The organism is Agrobacterium sp. fls2-241-TYG-188a, from assembly GCF_030209845.1.
The window spans coordinates 52,693-67,133 of sequence record NZ_JARVRD010000002.1; the positions used below are offsets into that span (position 1 = coordinate 52,693).

General features: G+C 57.9%; 12 protein-coding genes and 1 tRNA gene. 9 read left to right on the forward strand and 4 right to left on the reverse strand.

Annotated features, from left to right (window positions below; translation table 11 throughout):
• Positions 1-85: 85 nt before the first annotated feature.
• Positions 86-2,179, forward strand: coding sequence for a bifunctional rhamnulose-1-phosphate aldolase/short-chain dehydrogenase (locus QRN85_RS07090; RefSeq protein WP_284757282.1), 2,094 nt, complete (start codon positions 86-88; stop codon positions 2,177-2,179).
• Between the two features lie 19 nt (positions 2,180-2,198).
• Here QRN85_RS07090 and QRN85_RS07095 read toward each other — a convergent pair whose 3' ends face one another.
• Entirely contained in the window at positions 2,199-2,357 is a 159-nt protein-coding gene (locus tag QRN85_RS07095; protein WP_082469676.1) for a YqaE/Pmp3 family membrane protein, read from the reverse strand.
• Between the two features lie 91 nt (positions 2,358-2,448).
• Between QRN85_RS07095 and rhaI the strand changes: the two genes are divergently transcribed.
• Positions 2,449-3,741: an L-rhamnose catabolism isomerase gene (gene rhaI, locus QRN85_RS07100; RefSeq protein WP_284757283.1), complete on the forward strand. Its 1,293-nt coding sequence runs from the start codon at positions 2,449-2,451 to the stop codon at positions 3,739-3,741.
• A 142-nt stretch (positions 3,742-3,883) separates the two neighbouring features.
• On the forward strand, positions 3,884-4,051 hold the full coding sequence (locus tag QRN85_RS07105; RefSeq protein ID WP_202905914.1) for a hypothetical protein: 168 nt from the start codon (positions 3,884-3,886) through the stop codon (positions 4,049-4,051).
• 58 nt (positions 4,052-4,109) lie between these two features.
• On the opposite strand, the gene QRN85_RS07110 is transcribed toward QRN85_RS07105, so the two are convergent.
• Together QRN85_RS07110 and QRN85_RS07115 are read right to left on the reverse strand one after the other, a co-directional pair.
• Positions 4,110-4,185 (reverse strand) — tRNA-Thr (locus QRN85_RS07110).
• Positions 4,186-4,311: 126 nt separating this feature from the next.
• Positions 4,312-5,268 (reverse strand): NAD(P)H-dependent flavin oxidoreductase, encoded by a 957-nt coding sequence (locus tag QRN85_RS07115; RefSeq protein ID WP_284757284.1) that lies wholly within the window; start codon positions 5,266-5,268, stop codon positions 4,312-4,314.
• Between the two features lie 317 nt (positions 5,269-5,585).
• Between QRN85_RS07115 and QRN85_RS07120 the strand changes: the two genes are divergently transcribed.
• On the forward strand, positions 5,586-6,758 hold the full coding sequence (locus tag QRN85_RS07120; RefSeq protein WP_284757285.1) for a hypothetical protein: 1,173 nt from the start codon (positions 5,586-5,588) through the stop codon (positions 6,756-6,758).
• Between the two features lie 82 nt (positions 6,759-6,840).
• Here the strand turns inward: QRN85_RS07120 and ppk2 are convergent, their stop codons facing one another.
• Positions 6,841-7,722, reverse strand: coding sequence for a polyphosphate kinase 2 (ppk2, locus tag QRN85_RS07125; protein WP_284757286.1), 882 nt, complete (start codon positions 7,720-7,722; stop codon positions 6,841-6,843).
• Positions 7,723-7,987: 265 nt separating this feature from the next.
• Here ppk2 and phoR point away from each other — a divergent pair, with 265 nt between their 5' ends.
• From phoR to pstB, 5 genes are all read left to right on the forward strand, one after another.
• Positions 7,988-9,193, forward strand: coding sequence for a phosphate regulon sensor histidine kinase PhoR (phoR, locus tag QRN85_RS07130; RefSeq protein WP_502870772.1), 1,206 nt, complete (start codon positions 7,988-7,990; stop codon positions 9,191-9,193).
• A 216-nt stretch (positions 9,194-9,409) separates the two neighbouring features.
• A complete protein-coding gene (locus QRN85_RS07135) occupies positions 9,410-10,444 on the forward strand; it encodes a substrate-binding domain-containing protein (protein WP_112962071.1) in 1,035 nt (344 codons plus the stop codon).
• A gap of 275 nt (positions 10,445-10,719) precedes the next feature.
• Positions 10,720-12,204: a phosphate ABC transporter permease subunit PstC gene (gene pstC / locus QRN85_RS07140; RefSeq protein ID WP_112962072.1), complete on the forward strand. Its 1,485-nt coding sequence runs from the start codon at positions 10,720-10,722 to the stop codon at positions 12,202-12,204.
• Complete coding sequence (gene pstA / locus QRN85_RS07145; RefSeq protein WP_062586363.1) at positions 12,201-13,523, forward strand: phosphate ABC transporter permease PstA; 1,323 nt, start codon at positions 12,201-12,203, stop codon at positions 13,521-13,523. Before pstC ends, pstA begins: the two co-directional genes overlap by 4 nt.
• A 68-nt stretch (positions 13,524-13,591) precedes the next feature.
• Positions 13,592-14,407 (forward strand): phosphate ABC transporter ATP-binding protein PstB, encoded by an 816-nt coding sequence (pstB, locus tag QRN85_RS07150; protein ID WP_112962073.1) that lies wholly within the window; start codon positions 13,592-13,594, stop codon positions 14,405-14,407.
• Positions 14,408-14,441 lie beyond the last annotated feature (34 nt).

Sequence of the window (14,441 nt, forward strand, 5' to 3'; positions counted from 1 at the left end):
TCGTTTTGAATGCGCGATACCTGCCTGCATTGGGAGGCGGGCCGGTGTTCAGGGTCTGCGATAAACGACATGGGAGGATATTGCGATGGGCCAGACGGGTCTTCTCGAAAACCGCTGGGATGATGCCTATGCGGCAACACTCGATGAGCCGGGCAAGCTGCTCTATCGTTCCAATCTTTTGGGTGCAGACAAGCGCATCACCAATTATGGCGGTGGCAACACGTCGGCCAAGGTGCTGGAAACGGATCCTCTGACGGGCGAAAAGGTCCGCGTCATGTGGGTCAAGGGTTCGGGCGGCGATGTCGGCACCATCAAGCTGGATGGCTTCGCCACGCTTTATCTCGACAAACTGGAAGCCCTGAAAAGCATCTATAAGGGTGTGGAAGACGAAGACCGCATGGTCGGTTTCCTGCCCCATTGCACCTTCAATCTCAACCCGCGCGCCGCTTCCATCGATACGCCCCTGCACGGTTTCGTACCGTTTGCCCATGTCGATCACATGCACCCGGATGCGATCATCGCCATTGCCGCTTCAGTTAACTCCAAAGAGCTGACGCAACAGATTTTCGGGTCCGATATCGGCTGGCTGCCATGGCGCCGCCCCGGCTTCCAGCTCGGTCTGGACCTCGAAGCCTTCGTCGAGGCCAACCCCACCGCAAAGGGCGTGGTGCTGGAAAGCCATGGCCTGTTCACCTGGGATAATGATGCCAAGGCTTGCTACGAACTGACGCTTGAGATCATCAATAAGGCCATCACCTGGTTTGCCAGGGAAACCGAGGGCAAGATCATCTTTGGTGGCGCGGTTGCCAAGAGCCTGTCACCGCAGGAACGACGGGACATAGCTGCCCGCCTAATGCCGGAAATCCGTGGCCGTATCGGTCGTGATGAGCGCAAGCTCGGCCATTTCGATGATCAGGACGCCGTGCTCGAATTCGTCAATTCGAAGGATTTGAAGCCGCTTGGCGCGCTCGGCACATCCTGCCCCGACCATTTCCTGCGCACCAAAATCCGCCCGTTGATCCTCGATCTCGACACGGCGAACCCCGATGTGGATGCGCTGCTTGGCGGTCTTGATCAGGCGCTGGCCGATTACCGTGCTGATTACGTCAGATATTACGAGGCGTGCAAGCACGATAATTCACCAAAAATCAGAGATCCCAATCCGGTGATTTTCCTCATCCCCGGTGTTGGCCTTCTCTCCTTTGCCAAGGATAAGGCGACAGCCCGTATTGCCGGTGAGTTTTACGTCAACGCCATCAACGTCATGCGCGGCGCTTCGACGGTTTCGGAATATCAGGGCCTGCCGGAGCAGGAAGCCTTCGATATCGAATACTGGCTTCTGGAAGAGGCAAAGCTCCAGCGTATGCCAAAGCCGAAGAGCTTGGCTGGCCGCGTCGCCTTCATCACCGGCGGTGCCGGTGGTATCGGGCGTGCGACGGCGGAGCGTCTCGCAAATGAAGGCGCCTGCGTGGTGCTTGCGGATATTGACGAAGGCGCTCTGGAAGCCACCAAGGGTGATTTTGAAAAGCGGTTCAGCGCGGATGCCGTGCGCACCGTCAAACTCGACGTGACCGAGGAAGACGCGGTGCTGTCAGCCTTGGTTGAAGCCAGCGTTGAATTCGGCGGCGTTGATATTCTCGTCTCCAATGCCGGCATTGCCTCGTCTGCGCCTGTGGAAGACACCACGCTGGCCATGTGGAACAAGAATATCGATATTCTCGCAACCGGCTATTTCCTCGTCTCGCGAGAAGCTTTCCGGCTGTTCCGTCGTCAGAAGCTCGGAGGTAACGTGGTCTTCGTCGCGTCCAAGAACGGTCTTGCTTCATCGCCCAACGCCTCTGCCTATTGCACGGCAAAGGCTGCCGAAATTCATCTGGCGCGTTGCCTGGCGCTTGAGGGCGCTGATGCGGGAATCCGCGTCAACACGGTCAATCCGGATGCCGTTCTGCGCGGCTCGAAAATCTGGAATGGCGAGTGGAGGGAGCAGAGGGCTGCATCCTCAAAGATCGAAGTGACCGATCTTGAGGAGCATTATCGCAACCGCTCCATGCTGAAGCTCAATGTTTTCCCGGAGGATATTGCGGAAGCAATCTACTTCCTCACATCCGATGCTTCGGCCAAATCAACTGGCAACATCATCAATGTGGATGCCGGTAATGCGCAAAGTTTCACCCGCTAAGTGCGGGTGAGACGAGGGCTTACTTGCGCAGGATAACCCAGATGGCGTGGATGATGCCGGGGATGTAGCCGCACAGCGTCAAGAGAAGATTGAGCCAGAAATGCAGGCCAAGGCCAACCTGAAGAAACACGCCGACAGGCGGCAGGAAAATGGCAAGAAGAATGCGAATAACGTCCACGATTGAATATCCCGTCTGTTTGTTTTCAGCCACATAACGTGGGGAGCGCGGAATTGGTTTCACTTTTGGGCAAGCAAAGGGAGGAGCGGGCATGACCGAACTGAAAATAGCGGCCGATATCGTTGATCGCGAGAATGAGAAACGCCAGAGTGCTCACGCGGCAGATTACGAGGCGCTGGGCGCCCATCTTGCCCGTCGCAACATCGATATCGACGCCATCACGCAGAAGGTCTCGGAATTCTTCGTGGCCGTCCCGTCATGGGGCGTAGGCACCGGCGGCACGCGCTTTGCCCGCTTTCCCGGAAAGGGTGAGCCGCGCGGCATTTTTGACAAGCTGGATGATTGCGCCGTCATCAACCAGCTGACGAGGGCCACCCCCAATGTCTCCCTGCACATTCCCTGGGACAAACAGGACCCGAAGGTGCTCAAAGCCCATGCCGATGCCCTGGGTCTCGGCTTCGATGCGATGAACTCCAACACGTTTTCGGATGCGCCGGACCAGCCGCATTCCTATAAATACGGTTCCCTCAGCCACGCAGATGCTGCAACCCGTGCGCAGGCCGTGGAGCACAACATCGAATGTATCGAAATCGGCAACGCCCTCGGCTCCAAGGCGCTGACGGTGTGGGTGGGCGATGGCTCCAACTTCCCCGGCCAGAGCAATTTCACCAAAAGCTTCGAGCGATATCTCTCCGCCATGGCCGATATCTACAAGGCACTGCCGGATGATTGGCGCATCTTTTCCGAACACAAGATGTATGAGCCCGCCTTCTATTCGACCGTGGTGCAGGATTGGGGCACGAACTACCTCATCGCCAATACGCTGGGCGACAAGGCCTTCTGCCTTGTGGATCTCGGCCACCATGCGCCCAACACCAATATCGAAATGATCGTTGCCCGCCTCATCCAGTTCGGCAAGCTCGGCGGCTTCCATTTCAATGACAGCAAATATGGTGATGATGATCTGGATGCGGGCTCCATCGATCCCTACCGCCTGTTCCTTGTCTTTAACGAGCTTGTCGATGCAGACCATCGCGGCGTCGAAGGCTTCCACCCGGCCCACATGATCGACCAGTCGCACAATGTGACGGACCCGATTGAAAGCCTGATCTCCAGCGCCAACGAAATCCGCCGCGCCTATGCGCAGGCGCTGCTGGTGGACCGAGTGGCTCTGGATGGTTTCCAGCAGGACAATGACGCGCTGATGGCATCCGACACGCTGAAGCGCGCCTATCGCACCGATGTCGAGGCCATTCTCGCTGAAGCCCGCAGACTTTCCGGTGGCGCAATCGATCCCATCGCCACCTACCGCGCCAGCGGCTACCGTGCCAAGGTCGCGGGCGAACGACCGGAAACCAAAGGCGGCAGCGGCGGCATTATCTGACACGCCTTTCACAAGGCAAAAGGTTAATATGCGAAGGCGGGCTGGGTCCCGCCTTCATGCATTTGTAACCAAATATATCCAACTTTAAAGAAATGTGTCCCGCGCCCCATCATCTTCACATTCACGCTTATGTTAGCGAACCATGAAGAAGAAGCCCATAGACAGATCAGGCCTGATTTTCGTAGCGCTGCTGTGCGTGCTGGTTGGCATCGTGCTCAGCATAGCCTTCCTCAACGGCGACAGGCAACTCTCACCACAAAGCCAGGACGGGACGCTGATCCCGAGGACAACGGTGCAGCCGCAGCAATGATCAACGTACAACAGCTTCGCGGCGTCGCGCAGGTACAATCATAATCTTTTAAAGGAAATGGTGCCGCTTACGTGACTCGAACACGTGACCCCGTCATTACGAATGACGTGCTCTACCAACTGAGCTAAAGCGGCCTGCGAAGCGCCGAATATGTCTCGGCGCGGCGTATGGCGGGCTGATACAGGCAATGGGCAAGGATTTCAAGTCTTGAAATAGTCTTCAATAAAAAATCCGTGGTCGATACTGCCTGTCAGATGAGGTCAAGCACAGAGCCGCGCCTTGGCTGCGTCGTATTCTGCGGCAAGACGATCGACCAGGGCCGAGACGGGTTCGATGGCCTTGACGGCGCCCACGCCCTGACCTGCGCCCCAGATATCTTTCCATGCCTTCGCGCCGCTGGTTGCGGCTCCAAAATCCATCTTCGATGGGTCGGCCACGGGTAGATTGTCGGGGTCCATACCGGCGGCGATAATGGAGGATTTCATGTAGTTGCCGTGAATGCCGGTGAAATAGTTGGAATAGATGATGTCATTGGCATTGGCCTCAACGATGGCCTGCTTATAGGCTTCGCTGGCCCGCGCTTCCGTCGTGGCGATGAAGGGAGAGCCGATATAGGCCATATCTGCGCCCATGGCCTGTGCCGCAAGAATTGCGCCGCCATTGGCGATGGCGCCTGCCAGAAGCAGGGGGCCGTCAAACCATTCGCGTATTTCCTGCACCAGCGCGAAGGGCGACAGCGTGCCCGCGTGGCCACCAGCACCGGTCGCCACGGCAATCAGCCCATCGGCACCCTTGCGGATGGCTGAATTGGCGTGGCGGTTGTTGATGACATCATGCAGCACTATTCCGCCATAGGAGTGGATGGCGGCATTGACCTCCGGCACGGCGCCGAGCGAGGAGATGACAACAGGCACCTTGTATTTCACGCAAAGGCCCAGATCATGCTCCAGCCGCTTGTTGGATGTGTGGACGATCTGGTTGACGGCAAAGGGAGCCGCCGGTTTTTCGGGGTTGGCTGCATTATAGGCGGCAAGATCTTCCGTCATCATGGAAAGCCATTCGTCCAGCTGGCTTTCGGGGCGGGCATTGAGCGCCGGAAACGCGCCGACGACCCCCGCCTTGCACTGCGCCAGCGTCAATTCCGGATGGGAAATGATGAAAAGCGGCGAGGCAATCACCGGCAGTCGAAGATTATCCTTGAGGACGGACGGCAGCATGTTTCCTCCCATGAATGACGTTTACGCGCACGTAAGATGTAGCGAAGCCAAGCGCCCTTGAAAAGCGAAAAAAGCGGCTGGTTTTGTGTTGGTGCCAAGTGCGCTATGGCCGATGCATCTCGCACGAAAGGGGAGGCCCGAAACAAGCCCGCTCGTCCAAATACGCCTATGGCCGTGCGTTCCGGGCATGTTTTCCCACGACATTCTGACGTTTGCCAAATACTTCTCTTGCGGTTGGGCAAGCGAGACGTTACCGAATCGTAAACATATGGCGCAATGCCGCAAAAGCCTTTCGGATGGCAAGAAAAGGACCGATAGTGAGCGGACTGGAAACGGCAATCAGAAATGCCCTCGAAAAATCGGACAGATCGAGTGCCGAGGTGAGGGCCAGGATCTATCAGTCTTCCCGCCAGGCGCTGGAAGCGGGACTGCGCAAGCAGGGCATAGAAGATCCAGAGGTTGTTGCGCAGCAGCGCCAGCGTCTTGAAACGCTTATTCATGCCATTGAGGGCGAAGAGCGAAACCGGTTGTTGAGCGTGGTGGAGGATCATGTCCGGCGCGAAGCAGCCAGAGCAGCCGCTCCACCACCGCCGCCTGTCCGGCCATCGGTCTCAGCGCCGACGCGGCAGGTGGAAAATGACGAGGATGTTCTGCCGGTAGAGGCTGAGGTGCGCGGACAACCGCGCGAACCGGATACGTCAATCGACGACATGGGCGACTTTCGCGCTGAGCGCGGCGTGATGGCGCCCGATGCGCGCTCCGCCCCGGTCGCGGCAGATGCGGCATCGCTTGCCTTCAAGCCGGAACGTGCAGCCAAGGCGCGCCGCAAGAAGGGACTTGTGGCCCGCCTCTTCATCTATTTCACGCTCTTTGCCTTCCTGGGCTTCTGCGCGTGGTGGGTCTATAGCTCCGGCCTTTTACTCAGTTCTGCGGAAAGGGACACCAGCGTGCCAAACCCGCCGCCGCAGGTTCAATCGGAAGATTTTACCGGCGCGGAAACGGCACCCCAGCCAAGCCTGGAAGCGGGAAGAGGGTTTTCCGAAGCCTGGGAGGAGGTCTTCAATGCCGAGCAGGGCAATGCAGGCCTTCAAACCGGCTCACTTTCGGCTGTTGAGCCAATCTCCACACCGGCAGGAAAAGCTGTCCGCCTGACATCCCGCGTCGCGGAAAGCGATGGCAATGTGAGCATTACCGTTCCCACAGAAGTGCTGCGGGAAATGGCCGGAAAGTCATCGACGATTTCGGTGACCCTGCAATCGTCCAGCGACCGGCAGACGCAGCTTTCGATAAGCTGCGATTTCGGCAGCCTTGGAAATTGCGCCCGCCATCGCTTCACGGCAACGCCAGAGCGTGCGGATATGCTCATCAATGTCACATTTGACCGGACGATAGCGCCGAATGCGCCCGGACGCATCATCATCAACAGCGATATCGATGGCAATGGACGACCCGTCAATCTATATTCGGCGCGCATCCTGCCGGGAGAATAATGGACGATCGGAGCGGTGAGGGCCACAGGGAGCGAGTTCCTGTGACCTTCATTTAAGAGCAGGCGGCTATTTTCGGGGACGTCTAGTTCAGGAAATCGGGGCCGGAGCCGATGATCTTGTCATCGATGTCGCCAATCGCCTTCTTGTCCTTGCCTTCGTAATCCAGCGATTTCAGGATGTGCTTGATGAGATTGATCCGTGCGCGGCGCTTGTCGTTGGCGCGGATCACGGTCCAAGGCGCATCTTCTATGTGGGTTTTCTCCAGCATAAGATCGCGCATCGCCGTGTAATCGTCCCACTTGGTCAATGCGGCAATGTCCATGTCGGAAAGCTTCCACGCCTTGAGAGGGCTGTGGCGGCGGTCATGAAACCGGTCTATCTGGGTTTCGCGGCCCGTATCCAGCCAGAACTTGAACAGATGCGTGCCTTCATGCACCACCATCTTTTCCAGCCGCGGCGTTTCTTTCAGAAACCGCTTGTGTTCTTCCGGCGTGCAGAACCCCATGACCGGCTCAACGCCAGCGCGGTTGTACCAGGAACGGTCGAACATCACGAATTCGCCTGCTGTCGGGAAATGAGAGATGTAACGCTGGAAATACCACTGGCCGCGCTCGGTTTCCGTCGGCTTGGTCAGCGCCACGATGCGCGCATAACGCGGATTGAGATACTCCTTCACGACGGAAATCGCGCCGCCCTTTCCTGCCGCGTCGCGTCCCTCGAAAACCGCCATGATGCGCTTGCCTGTGGCCTGCAGCCAATACTGGACCTTCACCAGCTCGATCTGCAACGCTTCCAGCGTCTTTTCGTATTCCTCGCGTTTCATCTTCTTGTCGTAGGGAAAACCACCGGCCGAAAGTTTCTTCGCCTCGACCCAGTCGGGCAGAACGGGGTCATCGATGTTGAATATGTGCGTCTTTCCGTCGATCTGCAGTTCGACTGAACGGTCTTTGCTGTTTTCGCTCATCGTGGCTCCCATTGTGCTGCCGTTGTAACCGGCATGAAAATCCCCTCGCTTGCGAGGCGGACGACCCAGAAATATCTGCAATCCTGTTTCGCAACCGTGAAAGAACTGGCTGTGGAAAAGACATAGTGATGAATCTCTGTCATGAAAGAGCGGTAAAAGGGTCGATACGCTGATTTTCGGCGTCAGAGGAAAGCAGATGGCAATGGCGGTCTCGGAAAGCGGCAGCACGGTTGGGCGGTATTGGGGCGGGCTGCGCCGTAGCTGGTTGCCTATTCTGGTCGTTACCCTTTTGGCAATCGTGGCGATGACGGAGCTGCGCGCACCCTATGTTCCGCTGGCGCTGTGGGCCGGGGCCGTGCTGGCCATTCTCGCCATCGGCCCGGGCTCGGTGGCAAAGGCGCCAAAACGCGCTGTCGTGCAGGAGATCGATGAGGAGCAGGCTGTCAGCGAAAGTCATATTTCGGGTGTTCGCTCAGGTCTCGCTGTTCTCGATACGCCGGTCTTCATTCTGGATCGCAATGCCAGCGTTCTTTTCGAAAACAGCGCGGCGGAACGGGCGTTCGGCACTCTTCCTGTCGGCTCGCATATTTCCGGGCGCCTGCGCTCGCCGGGTCTGCTGGATGTCATCAGGGAAACGATCGCCACCGGTCAGCCCAACCAGGTGGAACATTCAGAACGTCTGCCTTCCGAACGCGTCTTTGTCGTCAGCATAGCGCTTGCCGCGGCGCAGGAGCAGGCCGGACCACCGCTCTATATTCTGTCCTTCCGCGATATTTCGGAGCTTCGCCGCATAGACCGTATGCGCAGCGATTTTGTCGCCAATGCAAGCCACGAACTGCGTACGCCGCTTGCGTCTCTTCGCGGCTTTATCGAAACCATGCAGGGACCCGCCCGGGATGATCCCAAGGCGCGTGAACGCTTTCTCGGCATCATGCTGGATCAGGCCACGCGCATGAGCCGTCTGGTGGACGACCTGATGTCACTGTCGCGGCTGGAACTGCGCGCCAATATTGCACCCGACCAGAAAGTCGATCTGGTCCCGCTTCTGGGCCATGTGCGCGACAGCCTTCTGCCGCTGGCCGAAGAACTTGGTATCGAGATTAACCTCCATGTTCCCGATGGCAAGGTGGAGGTGACGGGAGACCGTGACGAACTGGTGCAGGTCTTCCAGAACCTTGTCGAAAATGCCTGCAAATATGGTCAGGATGGCAAGGTCGTCGATGTGTTCCTGCGGGCCGAAGCCGGTAAACCTGTAGAGGTCGGCGTGGTCGACAAGGGGCCTGGCATTCCGGCAGAGCATGTTCCCCGTCTGACCGAGCGGTTTTATCGCGTCAGCGTGGCCGATAGTCGCTCCAAAAAAGGCACGGGTCTGGGCCTTGCCATCGTCAAGCATATTCTCACGCGCCACCGCGCGCGCCTCATAATCCGCTCGGAACTTGAGGTGGGTACGGACTTTACCGTGCGTTTTTGACATAAAACCCGTATCACGTGATTTTGTGAAATAAAAAACCGTTTCTATTCAGAAACTTAGGCTGTCACAAATACTTCATCGAAGTGACATAAAAGGGTGTGGCAAGACTGGTTAAGAAGAGGCCGCCGGGGCAGCCCAGATTGGGCCAGCGGGTAAAAAGCTACTGCCGGCAGCGTTCACAAAAGCCCATTACAGGGCCCCATACGGGAGAGTCACATGAATATCGTAAAATTGTCCGCAGCAGCCCTGGTGGCTTCCGTTGCCTTCGCAGGCGCCGCCGCTGCTCGCGACCAGATCCAGGTTGCTGGTTCCTCCACCGTTCTGCCTTACGCAAAGATCGTTGCTGAAACTTTCGCTGAAACCTTCCCTGACTTCAAGGCTCCGGTCGTTGAGTCCGGCGGCACGGGCGGCGGTCTGAAGGCATTCTGCTCTGGCGTTGGTGAAGGCACCATCGACATTGCAAACGCTTCGCGCAAGATCAAGGCTGACGAACTCGCAGCCTGCAAGGCAGCTGGCGTTACCGACGTTCAGGAAGTCAAGATCGGTTACGACGGCATCGTTTTCGCGATGGACAAGTCCAACAAGGACGTCAAGCTCGAGCCAAAGGATCTCTACCTCGGTCTCGCAGCTGAAATCGTCAAGGACGGAAAGCTCGTTGCCAACCCTTACAAGAAGTGGTCCGAAATCAACAAGGAACTGCCTGATGTAGCGATTGCTGCTTACATCCCAGGTTCCAAGCACGGCACACGCGAAGTCTTCGAAGAGAAGATCATGGCTGACGGCTGCAAGGAAGCGAAAGCAACCGACGCAATCAAGGCTCTGGTTCCAGATGCCAAGCAGGCAGCTGCCAAGTGCATCGCAGTCCGCAAGGACGGCATGGCAGTCGACATCGACGGCGACTACACCGAAACGCTCGCCCGTATCGATGCGAACAAGACAGGTCTCGGCGTCTTCGGCCTGGCATTCTACGAAAACAACAAGGACAAGCTGAAGGTTGCAACCGTCAGCGACGTCGTGCCAACAACGGAAACCGTTGCAAGCGGCAAGTACCCTGTTTCGCGCCCACTGTTCTTCTACGTCAAGAAGGCACATGTCGGCGTTATCCCTGGCCTCAAGGAATATGTTGAGTTCTTCACCTCTGACGAGATGATCGGACCTGACTCTCCGCTGGCCAACTACGGCCTGGTTGCTGCACCGGAAGCCGAGCGCAAGGAAATCCGCGCTCAGTTCGAAGCTGGCAAGATCATGTAATCTGTCTGGAAGGCGCGGCTTCATCGCCGCGCCTTCCGTCCATCTTTCTGTTGGCAAGGCGCTGTGTGGGTTGACAGTTCCTATTTATCGTATGACCAAGCGGCCGATAAATACGATGTATCAACCCGGAATGCCTGAGCCGAGAAACGCAACATGGCACCTTTCGCAAACCGCTTCCCGGAAACGGGCTCAAGGCTGTTTGCGATGATCCGATGTGCAAATATTAAAGCTGCCTGATCCCGCATCCATTTTCCGGTGCGCCGAGGAAAGTCTCCATGAACACATCCATTCTTTTGCTGATATTGGCGCTGATCGGCATAGCCAGCTATGTGCTTGGCTCTCGCCGTGCTGTCGCTCTGGCTGGCGGTCGTCCGTCGTCCATGCATTCCCGGGCCGGTTATCATGGCTCCTATGTTCTTATCTGGGCCATTATTCCGTCCGCATTTATTTTAGCAGTTTGGCTCATCGTCAGCCCCATGGTCATCACCTCGGCTGTGCGCGGTGCATTTCCAGAAGACATCAGGTCCCAGTCCGAGGCTCAGCAGAGCCTCAGCTACGGCATGGTCGGCTCGATTGCCCGCGGTCTTGAAAGGCTGACACCAGAAGAGTTCGCCCAGGCCAAGGCCGATCCTGCAACGCTGCGTCCGCTTTTGGGGTCCAAGGGTGTCGCCATTGCCGGCGATCCGGAGCCCTTCATGGTCGAGGCGGCTGAAACGCTCAATACCATGACGGCGGCCAGCCGCATCGGCATGGTGCTGGTGGTGCTGGGCGCAGCCGTTGGCGGTGCGCTTTATGCCCTGCGTGGTATCGCTCCCCGCTTCCGTGCCCGTAACAATGTCGAAAAGGTCATTCTGGCGGCTTTGCTGCTGGCATCCTCCATCGCCATTCTCACCACCATCGGCATTGTTCTGTCGATGCTGACGGAAGCGATCCAGTTCTTCAACATGGTTCCGGCCTACCAGTTCTTCTTTGGAACCGTCTGGGACCCGCGCTTTGCCGCCGCCGGCGCGACCGAGAGTGCAGGGCAGTTCGGCCTCGTGCCGTTGCTTGCGGGCACGCTCTATATCGGCTTCGTCGCGATGCTCGTTGCCGTTCCCGTCGGTCTGTTCTCGGCCATCTACATGGCGGAATATGCCTCGCCGCGCTTCCGTTCGGTTGCCAAGCCGCTTCTCGAAGTGCTGGCGGGCATTCCCACCATTGTCTACGGCTTCTTTGCCTTGACCACGGTTGGCCCATTCCTTCGCGACATCTCATCGCAGATCAACGGTCTTGCCACCGGTGATTACACCAACTTCATCCAGGCGCAGAGCGTCATCACCGCTGGCTTCGTCATGGGCATCATGCTGATCCCCTACGTGTCGTCGCTTTCGGATGATATCATCACCGCGGTGCCGCGTGCGCTTCGCGATGGTTCGCTCGGTCTCGGTGCCACCCGTTCGGAAACGGTCAAGCGGGTCATTCTGCCTGCCGCTCTGCCCGGCATCGTCGGCGCGATCCTGATGACCGCGTCGCGCGCCATCGGCGAAACCATGATCGTGGTTCTGGCCGCAGGCGTTGCCGCCCGCCTTCAGCTCGATCCGTTCGAGCCGATGACGACCGTAACGGTCAAGATCGTCAGCCAGCTGACGGGCGACCTTGAGTTTACCTCGCCGCAGACGCTCGTTGCCTTTGCGCTCGGCATCACACTCTTTGCCATTACTCTTTGCCTCAATATCTACGCGCTCTATATCGTGCGCAAATACCGGGAGCAGTACGAATGACCGAGGTCGTTACCCAGGGCTTTGCCGCCCCAGCCGCAACGAAGAAGGTCCGTCGCGATATCGGCATCAAGCGCCGATACGCAGCCGAGCGCCGCTTCCGCACCTACGGCCTTGCCGCCATTTCCTTCGGCCTGCTGTTCCTGTTCCTGCTTCTCTGGTCGGTCGTCGGCAAGGGCTATACGGCATTCCAGCAGACCATGATCACCGTGCCGGTCGAGTTCTCGCAGCAGATCATCGACCCGGACAATGTCCGTGCCCAGAACCCTGGCAAGCTGATGACCGCGAACTATCCCGTGGTTGCCCGCAATGCAGTGGCAAAGGCGCTCGGCGTTTCCCTGGATGATCGTGATGCCCTGAAGGCTGTCAATTCTTTGATCTCCGACAGCATTCGCGGACAGTTGCGCGATCTGGTCGTGGCCGATCCCAGCATCGTTGGAACCACCCGCACCGTTGCCCTTCTGGCGTCGGGCGATCTCGACAGCGTCGTCAAGGGTCAGGTCGATGTTTCCGTCAACGAACAGAACCGTCGCATCTCCGATCAGCAGCTCGCATGGGTCAAGCAACTGACCGACGCCGGCCAGCTGGCCAAGGAGTTCAACACCGGCATCTTTTTCAACGGCGCATCCAGCCGTCCGGAAGCCGCAGGTGTCGGCGTGGCCCTCATTGGCTCCTTCTATATGATGATGATCGTTCTGGTCCTTTCGCTGCCCATCGGTGTTGCCGCCTCCATCTATCTGGAAGAGTTTGCACCGAAGAACCGCCTGACGGACCTCATCGAAGTCAACATCAACAATCTGGCTGCCGTACCGTCCATCGTTTACGGTCTGCTTGGCCTGTCGGTCTTCATCAACTTCATGGGCTTCCCGCGCTCGGCTTCGCTGGTCGGTGGCTTCGTGCTGACGCTGATGACCCTGCCGACCATCATCATCGCCACCCGCGCGGCGCTGAAGGCGGTGCCGCCATCCATCCGCGCTGCGGCTCTGGGCCTTGGCGCATCCAAGATGCAGACCATTTTCCACCATGTGCTGCCGCTGGCCATGCCCGGCATTCTTACCGGCACCATCATCGGCCTGGCACATGCCCTTGGCGAAACCGCACCGCTGCTGCTCATCGGCATGGTCGCCTTCGTCGCGAATTATCCGACAACGCCGATGGATCCGTCCACGGCCCTGCCGGTGCAGATCTACATGTGGGCGAACGAAGCGGAACGTGCCTTTGTCGAGAGAACGTCAGGCGCCATCATCATCCTGCTTATGTTCCTCATCGTCATGAATGTGGGTGCAATCCTGTTGCGTCGCCGCTTCGAGCGTCGCTGGTAGGCCATCACAACGTGCCGACCGGTTTTTCGTCCGGAAATGCGATAAAACAAACACCGGGAGCTTTAATTATGAATATGTTGTCGGAAGCAGCAGTTGAGAAGGCGCTGGACAAGAAAATGAATGATGTAACATACAAGATGATTGGTAAGGACGTTTCCGTTTATTACAGCGAGAAGCGTGCTCTTTACGACGTGAACCTGAATGTCCGCGAGAACACGGTCACCGCGTTGATCGGCCCGTCCGGGTGCGGAAAATCCACCTTTTTGCGCACGCTCAACCGTATGAACGATACGATCGACGGCTGCCGTGTCACGGGCAAGATCACGCTCGATGAAGACGATATCTACGATCAGTCCATCGACGTGGTGGAACTGCGCGCCCGCGTCGGCATGGTGTTCCAGAAGCCGAACCCATTCCCCAAGACGATCTATGAAAACATCGCCTATGGCCCGCGCATCCATGGTCTTGCCCGCAACAAGGCGGATATGGACCAGATCGTCGAGTCCAGCCTGCAGAAGGCCGGTCTGTGGAACGAAGCCAAGGATCGCCTGCATGAATCAGGCACCGGCCTGTCCGGCGGCCAGCAGCAGCGTCTGTGCATTGCGCGCGCGATTGCTGTGTCTCCTGAAGTCATCCTGATGGACGAGCCATGCTCGGCGCTGGACCCGATTGCGACGGCAAAGGTGGAAGAACTCATCCACGAGCTGCGCGCAAACTACACCATCGTCATCGTCACCCACTCCATGCAGCAGGCAGCCCGCGTCTCGCAGCGCACCGCCATGTTCCATCTGGGCCATCTGGTCGAAGAAAACGACACCGACAAGATGTTCACCAACCCGGATGACCAGCGCACGCAGGACTACATCATGGGCCGCTTCGGCTGATCTGCCGCAGGTTGAAACCATTCGCGTGGCACCG

Coding starts and splice junctions, on each gene's coding strand:
- QRN85_RS07090 (WP_284757282.1), top strand. CDS start 86: ATGGGCCAGACGGGTCTTCTCGAAAACCGCTGGGATGATGCCTATGCG.
- rhaI (WP_284757283.1), top strand. CDS start 2,449: ATGACCGAACTGAAAATAGCGGCCGATATCGTTGATCGCGAGAATGAG.
- QRN85_RS07105 (WP_202905914.1), top strand. CDS start 3,884: ATGAAGAAGAAGCCCATAGACAGATCAGGCCTGATTTTCGTAGCGCTG.
- QRN85_RS07115 (WP_284757284.1), bottom strand. CDS start 5,268: ATGCTGCCGTCCGTCCTCAAGGATAATCTTCGACTGCCGGTGATTGCC.
- ppk2 (WP_284757286.1), bottom strand. CDS start 7,722: ATGAGCGAAAACAGCAAAGACCGTTCAGTCGAACTGCAGATCGACGGA.
- QRN85_RS07135 (WP_112962071.1), top strand. CDS start 9,410: ATGAATATCGTAAAATTGTCCGCAGCAGCCCTGGTGGCTTCCGTTGCC.
- pstC (WP_112962072.1), top strand. CDS start 10,720: ATGAACACATCCATTCTTTTGCTGATATTGGCGCTGATCGGCATAGCC.
- pstA (WP_062586363.1), top strand. CDS start 12,201: ATGACCGAGGTCGTTACCCAGGGCTTTGCCGCCCCAGCCGCAACGAAG.
- pstB (WP_112962073.1), top strand. CDS start 13,592: ATGAATATGTTGTCGGAAGCAGCAGTTGAGAAGGCGCTGGACAAGAAA.